Consider the following 21,068-nt stretch of genomic DNA (forward strand, 5'->3'; position numbering starts at 1 on the left):
ACTTCTGGCGATCTCTGGCGAGCTCATCCCTGCGAGCCTATTGCAGCACACCGGAATTCCCGAGGGCGGCCGGAATTGAAATCCGGTCTTTTGGCGATCCTTTGCCCGGGCGCACTGCCTTCGCCCGGGCATGCCGGCCTGCACCCGGGCACGCCGAAGGCCCCGGCTCGGGGAGCCGGGGCCTTCGGGAAGCCTGTGTGCCGCGCCGGGCGGTGTCGCGCCGGCCTCGGGCAGGGTGTCAGACGGTGACGCCGTGCGAGCGGAGGTACGCGATCGGGTCGATGTCCGAACCGTAGTCGGCACCGGTGCGGGCCTCGAAGTGGAGGTGCGCGCCGCTGGAGTTGCCGGTGTTGCCCGACAGGCCGATCTGCTGGCCCGGGGTGACCTGCTGGCCGACGACCACGTTCAGCGAGTCCATGTGGCCGTACTGGGTGTACGAGCCGTCGTTGTGCTTGATCACGACGTTGTTGCCGTAGGCGCCGCCCCAGCCCGCCTCGACCACGACGCCCATGCCGACGGCGCGCACCGAGGTGCCGAGGTCCGCGTGGAAGTCGATGCCGGTGTGGCTGCCGGAGGACCACATGGCCCCGCCGGCGTGGTACTGGGTGCTGACGTAGGAGCCCTGAAGGGGGGCGACGAACTGCAGGAGGCGCTTGCGCTCGGCCTCGCGCTCGGCGCGCTCCTTGGCCTCGCGCTCGGCCTTGGCCTTCGCCTCGGCCTTGGCCTTGGCCTCGGCGGCGCGCTGCTTGGCGTCGGCCTCGGCCTGCGCCTTGGCGGCGGCGATCTCGGCGGCCTGCGCCTGGACGGTGGCCTGGGTCTCGATCTGGCCGGCCATGTCCTCGGCGACCACGACGGTGTTGAGACCGGTGTCCTCGAACTTCTCGGGGGCCGGACCGGCGGCGAACGCGGGGCCCGCGAGAGAGCCGACCACACCCGTGGCGGCGAGGGCGGTGACCCCGGCTATGCCGGCGGCCTTGCGGTTCATGCGGCTGGAACCACGGTGCTTGCCGGTGGGTCGAGTGCCAAACGCCATGAAAAGGCTGATCCTTTCCTTCCCTCTCGCCTACCGGGTTAGCTGACGGGTTCGGAGCAGGAAGGTCTCCTACGGGCCCCCTCTGGCGAGGCGGTCCGATTCACCCCAGGGACACTTGTGGGTCCCCGGCTCCCCAGGCTCGCGCCTGACGGGGACTCGGCGATTGCTGTCCGGTGCCGCGGGTGCGGCGTGTACAGCTGACGGACAGCTGGACCGAAACTAGGCGGATCATCATCCGATCACCAAACAGACACGCGGTTTTGTGGCGTACGCCACTAGGCATAGCCGCAACCATCCCAATGAAACGGACAATTGACATGAAGTGGGGCCCTGGCGGAGATTCCGCCAGGGCCCCTGATGCTTCAGGCCGCTTCGGGCCGAGCAGATCCGCCTCCGGGCTCAGGCACCGACCACGGTCACCGGGCCGAGGCCCAACGCCCGTACCGGCTCCTCGATCTGCGACGCGTCACCCACGAGCACGGCGACGAGGCGGTCCGCCGGGAAGGCGTTGACGACCGCCGACGTGGCCTCCACGGTGCCCGTTTCGGCCAGGCGCGCGTACATCTGCGCCTGGAAGTCGTCCGGGAGCTCCTGCTCGACCTGATCGGCGAGCGTGCCCGCGACGGCCGCCGCGGTCTCGAACTTCAGCGGGGCCACGCCCACCAAGTTCTGCACCGCCACGTCCCGTTCGGCATCGGTCAGCCCGCCCTCCGCGAGCGTCCGGAGCACCTTCCACAGGTCCTCCAGCGCCGGCCCGGTGTTCGGCGTGTCCACCGAGCCGCTGATGGCCAGCATCGACGCACCGGTGCCCTGCGCCGTGGAACGAATCACCTGGCCGAAGGCCCGGACCCCGTACGTGTACCCCTTCTCCTCTCGCAGCACCTTGTCGAGGCGCGAGGTGAGGGTGCCGCCGAGGCAGTACGTGCCGAGCACCTGGGCCGGCCACACCCGGTCGTGCCGGTCCGCGCCGATCCGGCCGATGAGCAGCTGGGTCTGGACGGCGCCGGGGCGGTCCACGATCACCACGCGGCCCGAGTCGTCGGCGGTGATCTCCGGCACCGGGCGGGGCTCCGCGGTGCCGCCGGTCCAGGCGCCGAGGGTGTCGGCGAGGACCGCGTCCAGGTCGGTGCCGCCCAGGTCGCCGACGACCACCGCGGTGGCCGTGGACGGCCGTACGTGCGCCTCGTAGAAGGCGCGCACGGCCGCGGCGTCGATCCGGGACACCGTCTCCTCGGTGCCCTGGCGCGGCCGGGACATCCGCAGCGAGGCCGGGAACAGCTCCTTGGAGAGCTGCTTGGCCGCCATCCGGGACGGGTTGGCCAGCTCGTGCGGGATCTCGTCGAGCCGGTTGCGCACCAGGCGGTCCACCTCGCTGTCGGCGAAGGCGGGTGCCCGCAGCGCCTCGGCGAGCAGGCCGACCGCCTTGTGCAGGCGGGAGACCGGGACTTCCAGGGAGACCCGGACGCCCGGGTGGTCGGCGTGCGCGTCGAGGGTGGCGCCGCAGCGCTCCAGCTCGGCGGCGAACTCCTCGGCGGAGCGCTTGTCGGTGCCCTCGGACAGCGCGCGGGCCATGATGGTGGCCACGCCGTCCAGGCCCGCCGGCTCGGCGTCCAGCGGGGCCGCGAGGATGATCTCGACGGCCACCACCTGCTGGCCGGGCCGGTGGCAGCGCAGCACCGTCAGGCCGTTGGCCAGGGCGCCGCGCTCCGGGGCGGGGAACGCCCACGGCGTGGCCTCGCCGGCCTGCGGCCGGGGGTGGAAGGTCATCGTGGCTGCGGTCGCGTCGCTCACTGGGCCGCCTTCTCGGTCTCGTCGTGCTCGTCGTGCTCGTCGGTGGCGCTGTCTTCGGTGCCGGGGTCGCCGGACCCGGCGAGCGGCTCGTACACCAGCACCGCGCGGTTGTCGGGGCGCAGCCGGGCGGCGGCCACGGCCTGGACCTCCTCCGCGGTGATGTCGAGGACCCGCTCGACGGCGGTCAGCGCCAGCTGCGGGTCCCCGAAGAGCACGGCGAACCGGCAGAGTTCGTCGGCGCGGCCCGCGACGGTGCCGAGCCGGTCCAGCCACTCGCGTTCCAGCTGGGCCTGGGCCCGCTCCATCTCCTCGGCGGTCGGGCCCTCGGCGGCGAAGCGCGCGAGCTCCTCGTCCACGGCGGACTCGATGGTCGGGACCTCGACGCCGCCGGAGGTCTTGACGTCCAGCCAGCCCAGCGAGGGCGCGCCGGCGAGGCGCAGCAGGCCGAAGCCGGCGGCCACGGCGGTCTGGTCGCGCCGCACCAGGCGGTTGTGCAGCCGGGAGGACTCGCCGCCGCCGAGGACGGTCAGCGCCAGGTCGGCGGCGTCGCACTCGCGGGTGCCGTCGTGCGGCAGCCGGTAGGCGGCCATCAGCGCGCGGGCGGGCACCTCCTCGGTGATCTCCTCGCGCAGCTGGCCGCCCATGATCTCGGGCAGCGAGCCGTCGCGCGGCGGCTGCTTGCCGTCGTGCGAGGGGATCGAGCCGAAGTACTTCTCGACCCAGGCGAGGGTCTGCTCCGGGTCGATGTCGCCGACCACCGACAGCACCGCGTTGTTGGGCGCGTAGTACGTGCGGAAGAACTGCCGGGCGTCCTCGAGGGAGGCGGCGTCCAGGTCGGCCATCGAGCCGATCGGGGTGTGGTGGTACGGGTGGCCCTCGGGATAGGCCAGGCCGGTCAGCCGCTCGAAGGCGGTGCCGTACGGCACGTTGTCGTAGCGCTGGCGGCGCTCGTTCTTGACGACGTCCCGCTGGTTCTCCATCGACTCGTCGTCGAGGGCGGTCAGCAGGGAGCCCATCCGGTCGGCCTCCAGCCAGAGCGCGAGCTCCAGCTGGTGCGCGGGCATGGTCTCGAAGTAGTTGGTCCGCTCGAAGCTGGTGGTGCCGTTGAGGGACCCGCCCGCGCCCTGGACCAGTTCGAAGTGCCCGTTGCCGGGTACGCTCGCCGAGCCCTGGAACATCAGGTGCTCGAAGAGGTGAGCCAGTCCCGTACGCCCCTTGACCTCGTGGCGCGAACCGACGTCGTACCAGAGGCAGACCGCGGCGACCGGGGTCAGGTGGTCCTCGGAGAGCACCACGCGCAGGCCGTTGGCCAGGCGGTGCTCGGTAGCCGACAGGCCGCCGGTGGCGTCCTGAGCTGTGGCCGTGTGACCCATGGGCATGTGATCCCTTCGATCGCGAGAAACAGGGTTGTCTGTCAGCCCTGCCACTGTATGCAAGCGTGCCGACACCCGGAGAAGTTCCCGGTCCTCCCGGGTCGGGGTCGGCGTTGTCAGAGCGCCGGTCCACAATGGACCGCGTCAGATCACCACCTTGGTAAGGAGCCGCAGCAGCGATGGCCCGCCGCAGCACGAAGACCCCGCCGCCGGAGGATTTCGAGGAGCGGATCCTCGACATCGACGTCGTCGACGAAATGCAGGGCTCCTTCCTCGAGTACGCGTACTCGGTGATCTACTCCCGCGCCCTGCCCGACGCCCGGGACGGCATGAAGCCGGTGCACCGGCGCATCGTCTACCAGATGAACGAGATGGGGCTCCGCCCCGACCGCGGTTACGTGAAGTGCGCCCGCGTCGTCGGCGAAGTCATGGGCAAGCTGCACCCGCACGGCGACGCGTCGATCTACGACGCGCTGGTGCGCATGGCCCAGCCGTTCTCCATGCGGCTCCCCCTGGTCGACGGGCACGGCAACTTCGGCTCGCTCGGCAACGACGACCCGCCGGCCGCGATGCGTTACACCGAGTGCCGGATGGCCGACGCCACCTCGCTGATGACGGAGTCCATCGACGAGGACACCGTCGACTTCACCCCGAACTACGACGGCCAGGAACGCGAGCCGGTGGCCCTGCCCGCCGCGTACCCGAACCTGCTGGTGAACGGCGCCTCCGGGATCGCCGTCGGCATGGCCACCAACATGCCCCCGCACAACCTGGGCGAGGTCATCGCGGCGGCCCGGCACCTGATCCGGTACCCGCAGGCGGACCTGGAGGCGCTGATGCGCTTCGTGCCGGGTCCCGACCTGCCCACCGGCGGCCGGATCGTGGGCCTGTCCGGCATCAAGGACGCGTACGAGAACGGCCGCGGCACCTTCAAGATCCGCGCGACCGTGGCCGTGGACAACGTGACGGCCCGCCGCAAGGGCCTGGTCGTCACGGAACTGCCCTTCACGGTGGGCCCCGAGAAGGTCATCGCCAAGATCAAGGACCTGGTCGGCTCCAAGAAGCTCCAGGGCATCGCCGACGTCAAGGACCTCACCGACCGCTCGCACGGCCTGCGCCTGGTCATCGAGATCAAGAACGGCTTCCACCCGGAGGCGGTACTCGAGCAGCTCTACAAGTTGACGCCGATGGAGGAGTCCTTCGGCATCAACAACGTCGCACTCGTCGACGGCCAGCCGCTCACCCTCGGCCTCAAGGAGCTGCTGGAGGTCTACCTCGACCACCGCTTCGAGGTCGTGCGCCGGCGCAGCGAGTTCCGCCGCACCAAGCGGCGCGACCGGCTGCACCTGGTGGAGGGCCTGCTCGTCGCCCTCCTCGACATCGACCAGGTCATCGCCCTGATCCGCTCCAGCGAGAATTCGGCGCAGGCCAAGGAGCGGCTGATCGGGCACTTCTCGCTGAGCGAGGTGCAGACCCAGTACATCCTCGACACCCCGCTGCGCCGCCTCACCAAGTTCGACCGGCTGGAGCTGGAGACCGAGCGCGACCGCCTCAGCGGCGAGATCGACGAGCTGACCGGGATCCTGGACTCGGACTCCGAGCTGCGCAAGCTGGTCTCGGCGGAACTCGCCGCGGTCGCCAAGAAGTTCGGCACCGAGCGGCGTACGGTCCTGCTGGAGTCGGCGGGCACGCAGGTCGCGGCCGTTCCGCTGGAGGTCGCGGACGACCCGTGCCGGGTGCTTCTCTCCTCGACCGGCCTGCTGGCCCGGACCGTCACCGGGGAGCCGCTCGCCGCGGCCGAGGCCGACGGGCCGCGCGCCCGCCACGACCTCATCGTCTCGTCGGTCCTGGCGACCGCGCGCGCCGAGGTGGGCGTGGTGACCTCGACCGGCCGGCTGCTGCGGCTCGCGGTGATCGACCTGCCGCAGCTGCCCGACACGCACGCGGCGCCGAACCTGGCGGGCGGAGCACCGGTGACGGAGTTCCTGTCCGCGCTGGATCCGGACGAGAAGGTGATCTGCCTGACCACCCTCGACGAGTCCTCGCAGGGACTGGCGCTCGGCACCGAACAGGGCGTCGTCAAGCGCGTCGTGCCGGACTATCCCGCCAACAAGGACGAGCTGGAGGTCATCACCCTCAAGGACGGCGACCGGATCGTCGGCGCGGTCGAGCTGCGGACCGGCGAGGAGGACCTCGTCTTCATCACCGACGACGCCCAGCTGCTGCGGTACCCGGCCGCCCAGGTGCGGCCGCAGGGCCGCCCGGCAGGGGGCATGGCCGGCATCAAGCTCGCGGACGCCGCGAAGGTCCTCCACTTCTCGGCGGTGGACCCGGCGGCGGACGCCTTCGTGTTCAGCGTGGCCGGTTCGCACGGCACCCTGGACGACTCGGCGGTCACGGCCAAGCTGACCCCGTTCGACCAGTACCCGCGCAAGGGCCGGGCCACCGGCGGGGTGCGCTGCCAGCGCTTCCTCAAGGGCGAGGACCTGCTGGTGCTGGCCTGGGCCGGACCCGCGCCCGCCCGGGCGGCCACCGACACCGGGGCGCCGGCCGCGCTCCCGGCCCCGGACCCGCGCCGGGACGGCTCGGGCACCCCGCTCGACGGCCCGGTCGCCGTGGTGGCGGGACCGCCGCTGTAGCAGGGCGCCTCCTGCCCCATCTGACTCCGGCGTCCCGGATCAGGCCTGATCGTCCCCTTTCAGGCCTGATCCGGCGCGGCCTCAACTACAGTCGGTGGCAGGACCGGAGGCGGGGGTAGGCACAGCGGATGAGCCGTCGATCGAGTGGGCTGGTCGGCAACTGGGCCGAGGCCCAGCGGCAGCAGTACCAGGCGCAGCTGGTGCAGCAGCGGGAGGGCGAGCGCCGGCAGCGGGCGTACGAGCGGGAGGTCGCGCGCAGTGAGCGCGAGCACCAGGCCGCCTACCGCCGGCACCGCGAGGGCGAGGCCCGGCGGCGCACCGAGCAGATCGAGGCCGAAGTGGCCCGGCTGCAGGGCATGCTGGCGGCCGGCTGCCGTGCGCCCGCGTTCCGGATGGACACCATGCGCCGCCCCGAAGACGTGGAACCGTTCCGTCCGGGCGCGTTGGAGCAGCCCGTGCCGATGCCGGAACTGCGGCACTTCCAGCAGCAGAGCGGCTGGTCCCTGAGCTCCGGCCGCCGCGCGCAAGCCGAGCGGGAGGCACACGCCCGCTACACGCAGGCCTGGCAGGCGGCCCAGGCCGCGGAGGCCCGCCGCCGGGCGGACCTGGCGGCGTACCGCGCCCAGTACGACCGGTGGGCGGCCGAGCAGCTCGGCGGGATCCGCGCGCACAACGAAGGGCTCGTGGAGCTGGCCCGTTCGCTGCGCGCGGGTGAGGCCGAGGCGGTGGTGGAGTACTTCTCCGCGGCGCTGTACGCGTCCGCGGCCTGGCCGCAGGAGCTGCCGCGGCAGGTGGCGGCGGCGTACGACGGCGGCGCCCGACAGCTGGTGCTGGCCTGGGAGCTGCCCGGCTTCGGCATCGTGCCGGAGGCCAAGTCGGTGCGGTACGTGCCGAGCTCCGACCAGGAGAAGGAGACGGCCCGCCCGGTCACCCAGCGGCGCGCGCTGTACCGCGACGCGCTCGCGCAGTGCCTGCTGCTGGTGCTGCGCGAGGTGTACGCGGCCGACGAGTTCGGCGCGCTGGAGTCGGTCGTGGTCAACGGGTTCGTGGACGACCACGATCCGGTGACGGGCCGGCAGGCACAACTGGTGCTGGCGACGGTCACCGCCGGCCGGGCCGCCTTCGAGGGCCTGCACCTGGACCGGGTGAGCGCGGTGGACTGCCTGGTCGAGGGGCTGCGGGGGCAGTTGTCCGCCCGCCCGGACCTCCTGACCGCGGTACGACCCGGCCGGATGCCCGACGAGGTCGGAGCCTCGTCCGGGGTGGTCACGCACGGCGGGGCGGCGCGGGGCGACGAGCCCGACCTGTTCGCGATGGACCCGATCGACTTCGAGAACCTGGTCGCCGAGCTGTTCCGGGCGATGGGCATGGAAGCGGTCACCACCCAGCGGTCGGGCGACGGCGGCGTGGACGTGGCGGCGGTGGACCCGGCACCGATCCGGGGCGGCCGGATCGTGGTGCAGGTCAAGCGCTACCGGAACACGGTGCCGCCGACCGCGGTGCGGGACCTGTACGGGACGGTCCAGGACGCCGGCGCCAACAAGGGCGTGCTGGTGACGACCTCGTCGTTCGGGCCGAGTTCGCACCAGTTCGCCGAGGGCAAGCCGCTGGAGCTGGTGTCCGGGCCGGACCTGGTCGAGCTCCTGCACCGGCACGGACTGCGCGGCCGGCTGGGCGGCGGGTCCGCCGCCGGGGCGGCTCCGCGCGGGGATGCGACCGGTCCGGCCGGCACGGTTGCCGATACGGCTGGTCCGGCCGATGCGGCAGGTCAGGCTGATGCGGCAGGTCCGGCCGATCTGGCAGAAACGGCAGTCCTGCCCGCCACGGCGGCCGCGCGGGACGCGGCGGCCGCGGAGTCCGGTGCGGCCACGGGCGGGGACGGGGACGGGGACCACAACATCCTGGGCATGACCTGGGCCGGCCCGGTGGCCCTCGACGTGTGCGCCCTGGTGTGCGCGGGCGGCCGCGCGCTGGGCGACGACCACTTCGTCTACTTCAACAACCCGCAGACCCCGGACGGTGCGGTGCGCGCCCGCCCGCGGGCCGCGCCCGACAAGGCGGCCGTCGAGGTCTCCTTCGACGCGCTGCCGGACCGGGCGGACCGGCTGGTGCTGGCCGCCGCGGTGGACCCGGAGGTGAACCCGGAGGCCGACCTGGCCGGCTTCACCCGGGCTGCGATACGGCTGCTGGACGCCTCCGGCCGGGAACTCGGCCGGCTCGACGTCTCCGACGGCCGGCCGGGCGAAACGGCCCTGGTGCTCGGGTCCTTCCGGCGGCGCGCCGGCGGCGACTGGGACTTCGTGGCCGGCGGCAAGGGCTACCCGGGCGGCCTGGCGGACCTGCTCGGCGACTACGGCATCGACGTGGCCTGAGCGTCCGCACCGGACGGGCCGGACACGCCGGGCGGGTCGTATGGGTCGTACGGGCCGGTCTCGGTCGGCGGGGCGGACCAGTCCGGCCCGCCGACGTCCTCTGCACCCTCGCCGGCGTCCGTGCTGTCCGTGCCGTCCGCCGGCTCCCGCCGGTCCACGTAGCGCAGGACGCCCCACATGGTGTCCGGGCTCAGGTCCTGCGGGCGCGGTTCGCGGCAGCCCTCCAGCCCCGCGCGCAGGGCCGGGCCGTCGGTGCCGGAGCCGATCAGCACGAGCCGGCTCAGCCTCGGCTCCCCCCGGCCCCAGGGCAGCGGCTCGAAGCGCAGGAACCGGCCCACCGCGTGGATCTCGTACTTCTCCCCGTGGCCGGGCACCCCGAAGCGGACGTGGCCCTTGATCCGGTAGAGGCCGGCCGGCCGCCGGTCGAGGAAGTCGATGAACCGGCGCGGGTTCATCGCCTGGTCCGTCTCGAACTCCACGCTCTCGTACGCCGTGTGCGCGTGCCCCTCGTGGTCGGCCGCGTGCGCGTGCTCCTCGGCTTCCGCGACGAGGTCCTCGAAGGAGAGCTGGCCGCGGGTCTCGGTCCACGGCCTGCGGTCGAAGAGCAGACCGGGGTCGATCCGGCCGTGGTCGGCCCGGACCAGCGGGGTTCCCGGGGACAGACCCGCCACGACCTGTTCGATCCGCGCCACCTCGGCGGCCGGGACGCGGTCGGTCTTGTTGAGGACGACGAGGTCGGCGACGGTCAGATGGCGGTCGGTCTCGGGGTGCCGGGCCCGGGTGGCGTCGAACTCCGCCGCGTCCACGACCTCCACCATGCCGCCGTACCGGACCGCCGGGTTCTCGCCGGCCACCAGCATCCGGATCATCTCCTGCGGCTCCGCCAGCCCGCTCGCCTCGATCACGATCACGTCGATCCGGTGCTCGGGGCGGGACAGCTTGTCCAGATAGGCGTCGAGCTCGCTGCCGTCGACCGCGCAGCACAGACAACCGCCGCCGAGCGAGACCATCGAGTCGCCGACCTGGCCCGCGACCTTCATCGCGTCGATCTCGATCGATCCGAAGTCGTTGACGACCACCCCGATCCGGGTGCCCCGGCTGCTGCGCAGCAGGTGGTTGAGGAGGGTGGTCTTGCCGGATCCGAGGAATCCGGCGAGGACGACGACGGGGATGGGCTGCCTGCTGGTCACCCGGACGATGGTAGTCAGACCGTCGCCGGGCGGGCCGCGGCGGCGCCGGGTGGGCCGACCGGGCGCGGCCGGGCAGGGCGAAGGCGCCAGGCTGAGCGCGGCGAGGCTGCCCGGCGGGGCGGCGGCCGTTTGCGTGCCCGCCGGAGATTGACGTGAGACCCCCGGGCCGTTCTACCGTTCGTACTCATGAGCGCCACACCGGGACGTAACCGCAGATCCGGGCAGACCCGGCGACCCGGCCTGCCCCGGCTCGGGCTTCCCCGGCTCGGCCTGCCCCGGCGCGTGTTCTCCCAGGTGCTGCTGATGCAGCTGGCGATCGCCGCCGGCGTCACCGTGCTGGCCACCGGCCTGTTCCTCGCACCGCTCGGCAGCCAGCTCGACGACCAGGCCATGCGCCGCGCCCTCGCCATCGCGCAGAGCACCGCGGCCGACCCCCGACTGGCGGCCGACGTGCTGGCCCACCGCGCCGTCCCGCAGAGCCCCGTACAGGCCACCGCGGAACGCGTGCGCGGGGCCACCGGGGCCGAGTACGTGGTGGTCCTCGACCTCCAGGGCATCCGGCGCTCGCACCCCAGCCGGGAGCGCATCGGCCGGCACGTCTCCACCGACCCCGCCGAGGCCCTCGCCGGCCGGGAGGTCATGGAGATCGACGACGGCACGCTGGGGCGGTCGGCCCGCGGCAAGGTCCCGCTGCGCGCCGCGGACGGCCGGATCGTCGGGGCGGTGTCCGTCGGCATCGCGTACGACAGCGTCCGCGACCGGCTGCTCGGGGCCATCCCCGGCCTGTTGGCGTACGCCGGCGGAGCCCTGGCCGCGGGGGCGCTCGCCGCGTACCTGATCTCCCGCCGCATCCAGCGCCAGACCCGCGACCTGGCCTTCTCCGACATCTCCGCCCTGCTCACCGAACGCGAGACGATGCTCCACTCGCTCCGCGAGGGCGTCGTCGCACTCGACTCGGACGGCCGGATCCGGCTCGTGAACGACGAGGCGCAGCGGCTGCTCGGTCTCGGTCCGGACGCGGCCGGGCGCCCCCTGGACGAGGTGCTCGGCAGCGGGCGCACCACCGACGTCCTCGCGGGCCGGGTCACCGGCGAGGACCTCCTGACCGTCCGGGGCTCCCGCGTCCTGGTCGCCAACCGGATGCCCACCGAGGACGGCGGCGCCGTCGCCACCCTGCGCGACCGCACCGAGCTGGAGCAGCTCGGCCGGGAGCTGGATTCCACCCGCGGCCTCATCGACGCGCTGCGCGCCCAGGACCACGAGCACGCCAACCGGCTGCACACCCTGCTCGGCCTGCTGGAGCTGGGACTCCACGAGGAGGCGGCCGCCTACGTCACCGAGGTGGTGGGGGTGCACCGGACCACGGCCGAGCAGGTCACCGAGAAGGTCCGGGATCCGCTGCTGGCGGCCCTTCTGGTCGGCAAGGCGACGGTCGCGGCCGAGCGCGGCGTGCCGCTGCGGCTCTCCGCGGACACCCTCCTCCCCGACCGCCTGGTGGACCCGGGCGGTCTCGTCACGATCCTCGGCAATCTCGTCGACAACGCGCTGGACGCGGCGGCGGGCTCCCCGGACCCGCGCGTCGAGGTGGAACTGCAGGCCGAAGGGCACGCCGTCGTGCTCCGGGTCCGCGACAGCGGGCCCGGCGTACCCGCGGGGCAGCGCGAGCAGATCTTCACCGAGGGCTGGACCACGAAGCGGCCCCAGCCGCAGGCGCACGGCAAGCGCGGCCTCGGACTCGCGCTGGTGCGCCGCCTGGCGGAGCGGCAGGGCGGCAGCGCCCGGGCCGGGGCGGCGGCCGACGGCGGGGCGGAATTCGCCGTCGTCCTCCCGGAGGCGCTGCGGTGATCGACGTACTCGTGGTGGACGACGACCAGCGTGTTGCCCTGATCAACGCGGCCTATGTGGCGAAGGTTCCCGGCTTCCGCGCCGTGGCCCGGGTCCACTCCGTGGCCGAGGCGCTGGAGTTCCTCGGGAGTCACCCGGTGGACCTGTTGCTGCTGGACCACTACCTGCCCGACGGGAACGGCCTCGACCTCGTACGCCGGCTGCGGCAGCTCGGCCACCACGCCGACGTGATCATGGTGACGGCCGCCCGGGACCTGGCCACCGTCCAATCCGCGATGCGCCTCGGCGCCCTCCAGTACCTGGTCAAGCCGTTCGCCTTCGCCGGGCTGCGGGCGAAGCTGGAGGCGTACGCGGCGCTGCGCCGCACCCTGGCGGCGGGCGGCGAGGCGGAACAGGCCGAGGTGGACCGGATCTTCGGGGCGCTCGCTGCGGCCGGCGCCCCCGTGGAACTCCCCAAGGGCCACTCCCCCACCACCGCCGAACTGGTCCGGCAGGTCCTGCTGGCCGCCGGAGACACGCTGTCCACCCAGGAGATCGCCGACCGGGCGGGCGTGAGCCGGCAGACCGCCCAGCGCTATCTGAAGCTCCTGGAGCGCAGCGGCCGGGTCCGCCTGACCCTGCGCTACGGCGAAACCGGCCGCCCCGAGCACCGCTACGCGTGGGTGGCGGCCGGTCCGCAGGCCTGACGCCCGCGCCCACCGGAGAAGCGGCTGTCCCCCCGCGAACCGGCGACCGCGGACCGACGGGCCGGCGCCCGGGCCTCAGACCGCCCCGGCCCCCGTCAGGGAGCGCACCTCGGTCTCGGCGTGCCGGGCCTCGTCGGGCACCTCGCGCGAGGTGACGGTGCCCAGCCAGCCGGCCAGGAAGCCGAGCGGGATGGAGACGATCCCCGGGTTCTGCAGCGGGAAGACCTGGAAGTCCACGCCGGGGAACAGCGCCGCGGGGCTGCCGGACACCACGGGCGACAGCAGCACCAGCACGACGGCCGGGACGAGTCCCCCGTACACCGACCAGACGGCACCGCGGGTGGTGAACCCCCGCCAGAAGAGCGAGTAGAGCAGCACCGGCAGGTTGGCCGAGGCGGCGACCGCGAAGGCGAGGCCGACCAGGAAGGCGACGTTGAGGTCCTGGGCGAGCAGCCCGAGCCCGATCGCGACGGCGCCGATGCCCACCGCGGCGGTCCGGGCCACCGCCACCTCGCTGCGCTGCTTGGCGTGCTTGCGCTTCAGCGAGGCGTACAGGTCGTGGGCGACGGAGGCGGAGGACGCGAGGGTGATGCCGGCCACCACCGCGAGGATGGTGGCGAAGGCGATGGCCGCGACCACGGCGAACAGCACGGTGCCGCCGGTGGTGCCGCTGCCGCCGCCCAGGAACAGGGCGAGCAGCGGTACGGCGGTGTTCCCGGCCGCGTTGGAGGCGCGTACCTCCTCGGGTCCGACCAGGGCGGCCGCGCCGAAGCCGAGCACGATGGTCATCAGGTAGAAGCCACCGATGAGGCCGATCGCCCAGACCACCGAGCGGCGGGCGGCGCGCGCGGTCGGCACGGTGTAGAAGCGGGACAGGATGTGCGGCAGCCCGGCCGTGCCCAGGACGAGCGCGAGGCCGAGGCTCAGGAAGTCGAAGCGTGCCGTCCAGTCGCCGCCGTACTTCAGTCCGGGGCCGAGGAACCTGTCGCCGTGCCCGCTGCGTTCGGCGGCGCTGGTGAGCAACTGGTTGAAGTTCCCGTGGAAGTTCACCAGCACCAGCACGGTCAGCGCGATGGCACCGCCCATGAGCAGCACCGCCTTGACGATCTGGATCCACGTGGTGGCGCGCATGCCGCCGAAGGACACGTAGATCACCATCAGCGCGCCGACGCCGATCACCGTCCAGGCCCGGGCCGCGGCGCTGCTCCCGCCGAGCAGCAGGGACACCAGGCTGCCCGCGCCGACCATCTGCGCGATGAGGTACAGCACGGAGACGGTCACGGACGAGGTGCCGGCGGCGATCCGTACGGGACGCTCGCTCATCCGGGCCGCCACCACGTCGGCGAGCGTGAACCGGCCGCAGTTGCGGACCAGTTCGGCGACCAGGAAGAGCACGACGAGCCAGGCCACGAGGAAGCCGACGGAGTACAGCAGGCCGTCGTAGCCGAACAGCGCGATGAGGCCGGAGATGCCCAGGAAGGAGGCCGCGGACATGTAGTCGCCGGCGATGGCGAAACCGTTCTCCATGGGAGAGAACAGGCGGCCGCCCGCGTAGAACTCCTCGGCCGACCCGCGCCGGTTGCGGCTCACCCAGGTGGTGATGGCCAGGGTGACCGCGACGAAACTGCTGAAGAGGAGCAGGGCGAGGGTCTGATGACCGGTCGACAGCCCGCCGGCTGCCAGGGCGGGTACGCCGCCGCCCGCCGCGAGGGCCGGGCCGGTCACCGCCCGCGCTCCCGTCCGCGCCGGCCCTGCTCCCGTCCGCGCTCCTGCTCGAACACCGTCCAGCGCAGGTCGAGCGCCGCCCGGTCCCGGCGCAGCCGGGCGTGCCGGGCGTAGGCCCAGGTCAGCAGGAAGGTGGAGAGGAACTGCCCGAGTCCCGCGATCAGCGCGACGTTGACGGCGCCGAACACCGGGCGGGCCATCAGCCCGGGAGCGGCCACCGCCGTGAGCACGTACGCGAGGTACCAGGCGAGGAAGGCGAGGGTGGCGGGGACGACGAACCGGCGGTAGCGGCTGCGCACCTCCTGGAAGGCGGCGCTGCGCTGCACTTCCAGGTAGATCTCGGCCGCGCCGGAGACCGGCCGGCCCGCGGGTCCGGGGTGGCCGGGGACGGCGCGGCCGGGCCCGGAGCCGTCGGATCCGGCGGCGCCGCGCGGGTCCGCCGTGGGCGGCGCGGCGGCTTCGGCGCCCTCACCCCAGCCGGACGCGAGCGCGTCGTACCAGGGATCGTCCAGCCGGATCGTTCCGGCGTCACGCCCTTCGTGCTTGTCCACCGAACTCTCCTTGTCCGCTGCCGCATTGGCCGCGTGCCCACAAGGATGTGCGGAGAGGTCGGTTTCCGGACTGGTGTCCCGGTGTGCTTCACCCCATCAGGTGATGACGGGAAGCACACCGGGACCCCGGAAGCACGGACCCGGGGAACCTGCGCCCCTCGAGCCCGGACCCCGGCGGGCCGGGGTCCGGCGCGCCGGGTCAGGCGTCGATGCGCGAGCGGTCCAGGGTGGCCGCCGAGCTGGTGATGAACTCCTTGCGCGGCGCGACCTCGTTGCCCATCAGCAGGTCGAAGACCTGCTCGGCCGAGTCCAGGTCGCCGATGTTGATCCGCCGCAGCGTGCGGTGGCGCGGGTCCATGGTGGTCTCCGCGAGCTGGTCGGCGTCCATCTCGCCGAGGCCCTTGTAGCGCTGGATGGAGTCCTTGTAGCGGACCCCCTTGCGCTGGTACTCCAGCAGCGTCTGGCGCAGCTCGTTGTCCGAGTACGTGTAGACGTACTTGTCCTGGCCCTTCTTGGGCTGGACCAGCTCGATGCGGTGCAGCGGCGGCACGGCGGCGAAGACCCGGCCGGCCTCGACCATCGGCCGCATGTACCGCTGGAAGAGCGTCAGGAGCAGGCAGCGGATGTGCGCACCGTCGACATCGGCGTCGACGAGCAGGACGATCTTGCCGTAGCGCGCCGCGTCGATGTCGAAGGTCCGGCCCGAGCCGGCCCCTATGACCTGGATGATCGCCCCGCACTCGGCGTTCTTGAGCATGTCCGAGACCGACGACTTCTGGACGTTGAGGATCTTGCCGCGGATCGGCAGGAGCGCCTGGAATTCGGAGTTCCGGGCGAGCTTGGCGGTGCCGAGCGCGGAGTCGCCCTCGACGATGAAGAGCTCGCTGCGCTCCACGTCGTCGCTGCGGCAGTCGGCCAGCTTGGCCGGCAGCGAGGACGACTCCAGCGCGGTCTTGCGGCGCTGGGCGTCCTTGTGCTGGCGGGCGGCGATCCGGGTGCGGGCGGCCGCGACGATCTTCTCCATCACGGCGCGGGCCTGCTGCTTGTCGTCCCGCTTGGTGGAGGTCAGGAACGCCTTGAGCTCCTTGGCGACGACGGCCGAGACGATCCGGGTGGCCGCCGAGGTACCGAGCACCTCCTTGGTCTGGCCCTCGAACTGCGGCTCGGCGAGCCGGACGGTCACGACCGCGGTCATGCCCTCCATGGCGTCGTCCTTGACGACGTCGTCCTCGGCGACCCGCAGCAGCTTCGACGAGCGCAGCACCTCGTTGACCGTCTTGGCGACCGAGCGCTCGAAGCCGGAGACGTGCGTGCCGCCCTTGGGGGTGGCGATGATGTTGACGAAGGACTTGACCGAGGTGTCGTAGCCGGTGCCCCAGCGCAGCGCGATGTCCACCCCGAGCTCACGGGTGACCTCGGTGGGGGTCATGTGGCCGCGCTCGTCGAGGACCGGCACGGTCTCCTTGAAGGTGCCCTGGCCGGTCAGGCGCAGCACGTCGCAGACGGGCTTGTCCTGGGTGAGGTACTCGCAGAACTCGCTGATGCCCCCGTCGTACCGGAAGACCTCCTCGGTCTTGCCGGCGCCGTCGATGGCCCGCTCGTCGCGGACCACGAGGGTCAGGCCGGGCACCAGGAAGGCGGTCTGGCGGGCGCGCTGGTAGAGCGTGTCCAGCGAGAGCCGGGCCTCCTTGAGGAAGATCTGCCGGTCGGCCCAGTAGCGCACCCGGGTGCCGGTGCGGGTCTTGGGTACGCGCTTGCCCTTGAGCAGCCCGTTCGCCGGGTCGAAGGGGGCCTCGGGGCCCTGCTCGGTGAACATGCCGGGGACGCCGCGGCGGAAGCTGATCGCGTGCGTGGCACCGTTGCGGTCGACCTCGACGTCGAGGCGGGCGGACAGCGCGTTCACCACGGAGGCGCCCACGCCGTGCAGGCCGCCGGAGGCCGCGTACGAGCCGCCGCCGAACTTGCCGCCGGCGTGCAGCTTGGTCATGACGACCTCGACGCCGGACAGGCCGGTCTTGGGCTCGACGTCGACCGGGATTCCGCGGCCGTTGTCCCGGACCTCGACCGAGCTGTCCTCGTGGAGGATCACCTCGATGTGGTCGCAGTAGCCGCCCAGGGCCTCGTCGACGGAGTTGTCGATGATCTCCCAGAGGCAGTGCATGAGGCCCCGGCTGTCCGTGGACCCGATGTACATGCCGGGCCGCTTGCGGACCGCTTCAAGCCCTTCGAGGACGAGCAGGTGCCGCGCGGTGTAGTTGGAGCCGTCGCGGTCTGCTCCGGACAGCAGCGCGCTGGAAGGCACGGACGTGTCGGCGGTCACGCAGTTCGCTCCTCGCTGAATTTCTTTTCTGGCCCGGTGGGGCGCAGGGGTGGGTCGGTCACCGCTCAGAGGGTACCGAGGCCTGGTAGAGCCGGTGCAACGCCACCCTTGCTGCTTCTTCAGCCTAGTCCAGATCCGCACGGATGTTCGATCCCTCGATGGAGTGAAGCAAACATCACGTTCCCTTCGAGGCATGAACCATTTAGGGTTCGGGCACGTCCTCATGAACAACCGGCAACCCTGCCGGAAGCCCTGGGGACTGCGACCGACAACGACAACAACGCGAAACCGTAGAGCAATGCAATACGGCTCCTTCGCCGCCAACCGGCAACAGCCGGCCAGCTCGGAAGGAAAGTTTCGAGGAAAAGCCGCGAGCGGGAACGTTTTCGGCCTGGTTGGATGTTGACCCTGGTACGACAGCTCGTCGAGCTAGAGAAGAGGCGACGTGACTACTGTTCTGACACCCGCGACCCCGCTGACGGCCGCTGACCGATGCGACCGTTGCGGCGCCCAGGCATATCTGCGCGTCGTCCTGCTGAGCGGCGGTGAGCTGCTCTTCTGCGCCCACCACGGACGCAAGTTCGAGCCGGAACTCAAGAAGATCGCCGCGGAAATACAGGATGAGACTGAGCGGCTCACGGCCGCTCCGGCCAGCGCCGACACCGAGGACCGCTGACAAAGCCTCCATCCCGACGAGCCAGGACCGGTCCAGGATCGGTCGACGGGCGCCGCCCCTGTGAACCAGGGAGGCGCCCGTCCTCATGTCCGGATCCGTGACGAACCGGTCACTCGGTGACCAGGCCGGTCAGGGGCGCGATGCGGGTGTACACCCCCGGGCTGTCGGCGCGCCCGCAGCCCCGCCCCCACGACACCAGTCCGATCAGCTTCCCGCGGGCCACCAGCGGCCCTCCGCTGTCCCCCTGGCAGGCGTCCCGGCCGCCCCGGCTGTCTCCGGCGCAGACCATCGCCGCGGGCTCGTAGCGGCCGTCAGGGCCCCCTGGATAGGCCTCCTGGCAGGCGGCGTCGGGGAACACCGTCAGCTGGGCGGCGCGCAGCCCCGTCGTGTAGTCGCCATAACCGCTCGTGTCGCCCCAGCCGTACACGGTCGCCTCGGCACCCGGCGCGTACGCCTCGTCCCCCGGTCCCGCCATGGGCAGCACGTACCGCTCCGGCACGGGTTCGGCGAGGGTCAGGACGGCGAGGTCGCCGACGTTGGTCCGGCGGTCGTACGACGGGTTGACCCGGGCCTCGCGCAGCGGGACCTCGTGGCCCTCGTCGCCGAGCAGCTCCGTACGGCCGACGACCACCCGCAGGTCGCCCAGGGACTCCACGGGCCCCCCGAGCACCTGGCGGGCCAGGCAGTGCGCGGCCGTGAGGACCTTGGTGGGAGCGACCACCACTCCCCCGCAGAACTGGCCCGCCCGCGTACCCCCGAACCGGTCACGGCTCGACAGTGCCACCACCCACGGACTGTCGGCGGCCCGGACCGGCGCGCCGCCGACCACGACGCCGTCCGCGACGGCGGGAGACGCAGGGGCCAGCGGTGCCACGGCCGCTCCCGCCGCCAGGGTCAGCGTGCCCACCAGGGTGCGGGCAAAGGGACGACGCATCAGGCCTCCTGACTCTGTGTGTACATGACCCCACCCAGGGTGGTACGAGCTGCCGCGCCGCGCACCCGCGCACGACGAAGGCCCGGCGTCCCGCGAACGGGACGACCGGGCCTTCGTGAGCGGTCGCGGCCGGGGGCACGTGCCTCCGGGGCGGACCCGCTGCCTCAGTCGAGGTAGTCGCGCAGCACCTGCGAGCGCGACGGGTGGCGCAGCTTGGACATCGTCTTCGACTCGATCTGGCGGATCCGTTCGCGGGTGACGCCGTAGACCTTGCCGATCTCGTCCAGGGTCTTGGGCTGGCCGTCGGTCAGGCCGAAGCGCATCGACACGACGCCCGCCTCGCGCTCGGAGAGCGTGTCGAGCACCGAGTGGAGCTGCTCCTGGAGCAGCGTGAAGGAGACCGCGTCGGCCGGCACGACCGCCTCGGAGTCCTCGATGAGGTCGCCGAACTCGCTGTCGCCGTCCTCGCCGAGCGGGGTGTGCAGGGAGATCGGCTCGCGGCCGTACTTCTGGACCTCGATGACCTTCTCGGGGGTCATGTCGAGTTCCTTGGCCAGCTCCTCCGGGGTGGGCTCGCGCCCGAGGTCCTGGAGCATCTGGCGCTGGACGCGCGCCAGCTTGTTGATCACTTCGACCATGTGCACCGGGATGCGGATGGTGCGGGCCTGGTCGGCCATGGCGCGGGTGATCGCCTGGCGGATCCACCAGGTGGCGTACGTGGAGAACTTGTAGCCCTTGGTGTAGTCGAACTTCTCAACCGCGCGGATCAGGCCCAGGTTGCCCTCCTGGATCAGGTCCAGGAAGAGCATGCCGCGGCCGGTGTAGCGCTTGGCGAGGGAGACCACGAGGCGGAGGTTGGCCTCCAGCAGGTGGTTCTTGGCCCGGCGGCCGTCCTCGGCGATGATCTCCAGCTCGCGCTTGAGCTTGGGCGCCAGCTTGTCGGCGTTCGCCAGCTTGTCCTCGGCGAACAGGCCCGCCTCGATCCGCTTGGCGAGCTCGACCTCCTGCTCGGCGTTGAGGAGGGGCACCTTGCCGATCTGCTTGAGGTAGTCCTTGACGGGGTCCGCGGTGGCGCCCGCGACGGCCACCTGCTGCGCCGGCGCGTCGTCCTCGTCGTCGTCGGACAGGACGAAGCCCTTGGCCTCGCCGCTCTCCTCCTCTTCGCCCTCGGCCTTGGCCGTGCCGGGCCCCTCTTCGGTCGGCTCTTCGTCGCCGGCCTCGTCGGAGTCCTTCTTGGCAGCGGTCTTCTTGGCCGTCGTCTTCTTCGCGGCGGTCTTCTTGGCGGGCGCCGCCTTCTTGGCCGCCGTCTTCTTGGCCACGGCCTTCTTGGCCGTCCCCGCCCCGGCCTCGGTCCCTGCTTCGGTCCCGGGCTCGTCCACCGGAGCGTCCACGTCCACCGTCCCGGCCTCCGGGGCCTCGGCGGCGACGGGCTTCACGGCCGCCGTCTTCGCAGCGACGGTCTTCGTGGCCGTGCGCTTGACGGGGGCCTTGGCCGCGACGCTCTTGCGGGCGCGCTTGGGCGACTCCGCGGCACTGACCATCAGCGTCACACCCTCTTCCTCGAGGATCTGGTTGAGGCTGCGAAGAACATTCTTCCACTGGGTTGGCGGAATCTGGTCAGCCTCGAAGGCCCGACGCACGTCATCGCCGGCGATCTGCCCCTCGGCCTTGCCCCGCTCGATGAGCGCCATCACAGACTCGGACTCGGCGATCTCCGGCGGGAGCGTACGGGATGTGCTGGCCGACACGAACAACCTCTCGGAACGATGGGAACGGCTTCCGACCCCGGCCTGGTGCTGGACCGGAGCCGACGACCACCGACCGGGAATGGCCGGCGGCGCGGGCAGGGACCGGGGAGCTGCACAGCGCCCACAACGGCTGCTGTCTTCCCTCCGTCGGCCATCACCTCTTAGGTCATCGCGTGACCTCGCGG

At 72.3% G+C, this 21,068-nt stretch carries 14 protein-coding genes and 1 riboswitch; of the genes, 5 read left to right on the plus strand and 9 right to left on the minus strand.

Features of this window, described 5'->3' with window-relative positions:
* Nucleotides 1-238: 238 nt before the first annotated feature.
* From OG764_RS10500 to OG764_RS10510, 3 genes are all read right to left on the minus strand, one after another.
* On the minus strand, nt 239-1,033 hold the full coding sequence (locus OG764_RS10500) for a M23 family metallopeptidase (RefSeq protein WP_328968160.1): 795 nt from the start codon (nt 1,031-1,033) through the stop codon (nt 239-241).
* 12 nt (nt 1,034-1,045) lie between these two features.
* Nucleotides 1,046-1,205, minus strand: a riboswitch (cyclic di-AMP (ydaO/yuaA leader).
* Between the two features lie 227 nt (nt 1,206-1,432).
* On the minus strand, nt 1,433-2,800 hold the full coding sequence (locus OG764_RS10505) for a M16 family metallopeptidase (protein WP_328972935.1): 1,368 nt from the start codon (nt 2,798-2,800) through the stop codon (nt 1,433-1,435).
* Nucleotides 2,801-2,820: 20 nt separating this feature from the next.
* A complete protein-coding gene (locus tag OG764_RS10510) occupies nt 2,821-4,197 on the minus strand; it encodes a M16 family metallopeptidase (RefSeq protein WP_328968161.1) in 1,377 nt (458 codons plus the stop codon).
* A 179-nt stretch (nt 4,198-4,376) separates the two neighbouring features.
* Between OG764_RS10510 and OG764_RS10515 the strand changes: the two genes are divergently transcribed.
* Complete coding sequence (locus tag OG764_RS10515; RefSeq protein ID WP_328968162.1) at nt 4,377-6,836, plus strand: DNA gyrase/topoisomerase IV subunit A; 2,460 nt, start codon at nt 4,377-4,379, stop codon at nt 6,834-6,836.
* A gap of 128 nt (nt 6,837-6,964) precedes the next feature.
* On the plus strand, nt 6,965-9,208 hold the full coding sequence (locus OG764_RS10520) for a restriction endonuclease (RefSeq protein ID WP_328968163.1): 2,244 nt from the start codon (nt 6,965-6,967) through the stop codon (nt 9,206-9,208).
* Here OG764_RS10520 and OG764_RS10525 read toward each other — a convergent pair.
* The gene (locus OG764_RS10525) at nt 9,187-10,398 is read right to left on the minus strand and encodes a CobW family GTP-binding protein (protein WP_328968164.1); all 1,212 of its coding nucleotides are present in this window, start codon (nt 10,396-10,398) and stop codon (nt 9,187-9,189) included. The genes OG764_RS10520 and OG764_RS10525 overlap by 22 nt on opposite strands.
* 303 nt (nt 10,399-10,701) lie before the next feature.
* On the opposite strand from OG764_RS10525, the gene OG764_RS10530 reads away from it, so the two are divergent.
* Both OG764_RS10530 and OG764_RS10535 read left to right on the plus strand, forming a co-directional pair.
* Entirely contained in the window at nt 10,702-12,243 is a 1,542-nt protein-coding gene (locus OG764_RS10530; protein ID WP_328972936.1) for a sensor histidine kinase, read from the plus strand.
* Nucleotides 12,240-12,929: a response regulator gene (locus OG764_RS10535; RefSeq protein ID WP_328968165.1), complete on the plus strand. Its 690-nt coding sequence runs from the start codon at nt 12,240-12,242 to the stop codon at nt 12,927-12,929. The genes OG764_RS10530 and OG764_RS10535 overlap by 4 nt, the downstream gene beginning before the upstream one ends.
* A 75-nt stretch (nt 12,930-13,004) precedes the next feature.
* On the opposite strand, the gene OG764_RS10540 is transcribed toward OG764_RS10535, so the two are convergent.
* The 3 genes from OG764_RS10540 to OG764_RS10550 all read right to left on the minus strand — a co-directional run bounded on the left by OG764_RS10540 (nt 13,005) and on the right by OG764_RS10550 (nt 17,525).
* Nucleotides 13,005-14,597 carry a solute symporter family protein gene (locus tag OG764_RS10540; protein ID WP_328972937.1) on the minus strand — a complete coding sequence of 531 codons (1,593 nt, stop codon included), beginning with the start codon at nt 14,595-14,597 and terminating at the stop codon, nt 13,005-13,007.
* A 53-nt stretch (nt 14,598-14,650) separates the two neighbouring features.
* On the minus strand, nt 14,651-15,205 hold the full coding sequence (locus OG764_RS10545; RefSeq protein ID WP_328968166.1) for a DUF485 domain-containing protein: 555 nt from the start codon (nt 15,203-15,205) through the stop codon (nt 14,651-14,653).
* A gap of 199 nt (nt 15,206-15,404) precedes the next feature.
* On the minus strand, nt 15,405-17,525 hold the full coding sequence (locus OG764_RS10550; RefSeq protein ID WP_328968167.1) for a DNA gyrase/topoisomerase IV subunit B: 2,121 nt from the start codon (nt 17,523-17,525) through the stop codon (nt 15,405-15,407).
* A gap of 445 nt (nt 17,526-17,970) precedes the next feature.
* On the opposite strand from OG764_RS10550, the gene OG764_RS10555 reads away from it, so the two are divergent.
* Nucleotides 17,971-18,201 carry a DUF7455 domain-containing protein gene (locus OG764_RS10555; protein WP_328968168.1) on the plus strand — a complete coding sequence of 77 codons (231 nt, stop codon included), beginning with the start codon at nt 17,971-17,973 and terminating at the stop codon, nt 18,199-18,201.
* A 109-nt stretch (nt 18,202-18,310) separates the two neighbouring features.
* Here the strand turns inward: OG764_RS10555 and OG764_RS10560 are convergent, their stop codons facing one another.
* Complete coding sequence (locus tag OG764_RS10560) at nt 18,311-19,135, minus strand: S1 family serine peptidase (RefSeq protein ID WP_328968169.1); 825 nt, start codon at nt 19,133-19,135, stop codon at nt 18,311-18,313.
* A 164-nt stretch (nt 19,136-19,299) separates the two neighbouring features.
* Complete coding sequence (locus OG764_RS10565; RefSeq protein ID WP_328968170.1) at nt 19,300-20,883, minus strand: RNA polymerase sigma factor; 1,584 nt, start codon at nt 20,881-20,883, stop codon at nt 19,300-19,302.
* Nucleotides 20,884-21,068: the final 185 nt, after the last annotated feature.

This window comes from Streptomyces sp. NBC_00239 (assembly GCF_036194065.1).
Taxonomy (GTDB): domain Bacteria; phylum Actinomycetota; class Actinomycetes; order Streptomycetales; family Streptomycetaceae; genus Streptomyces.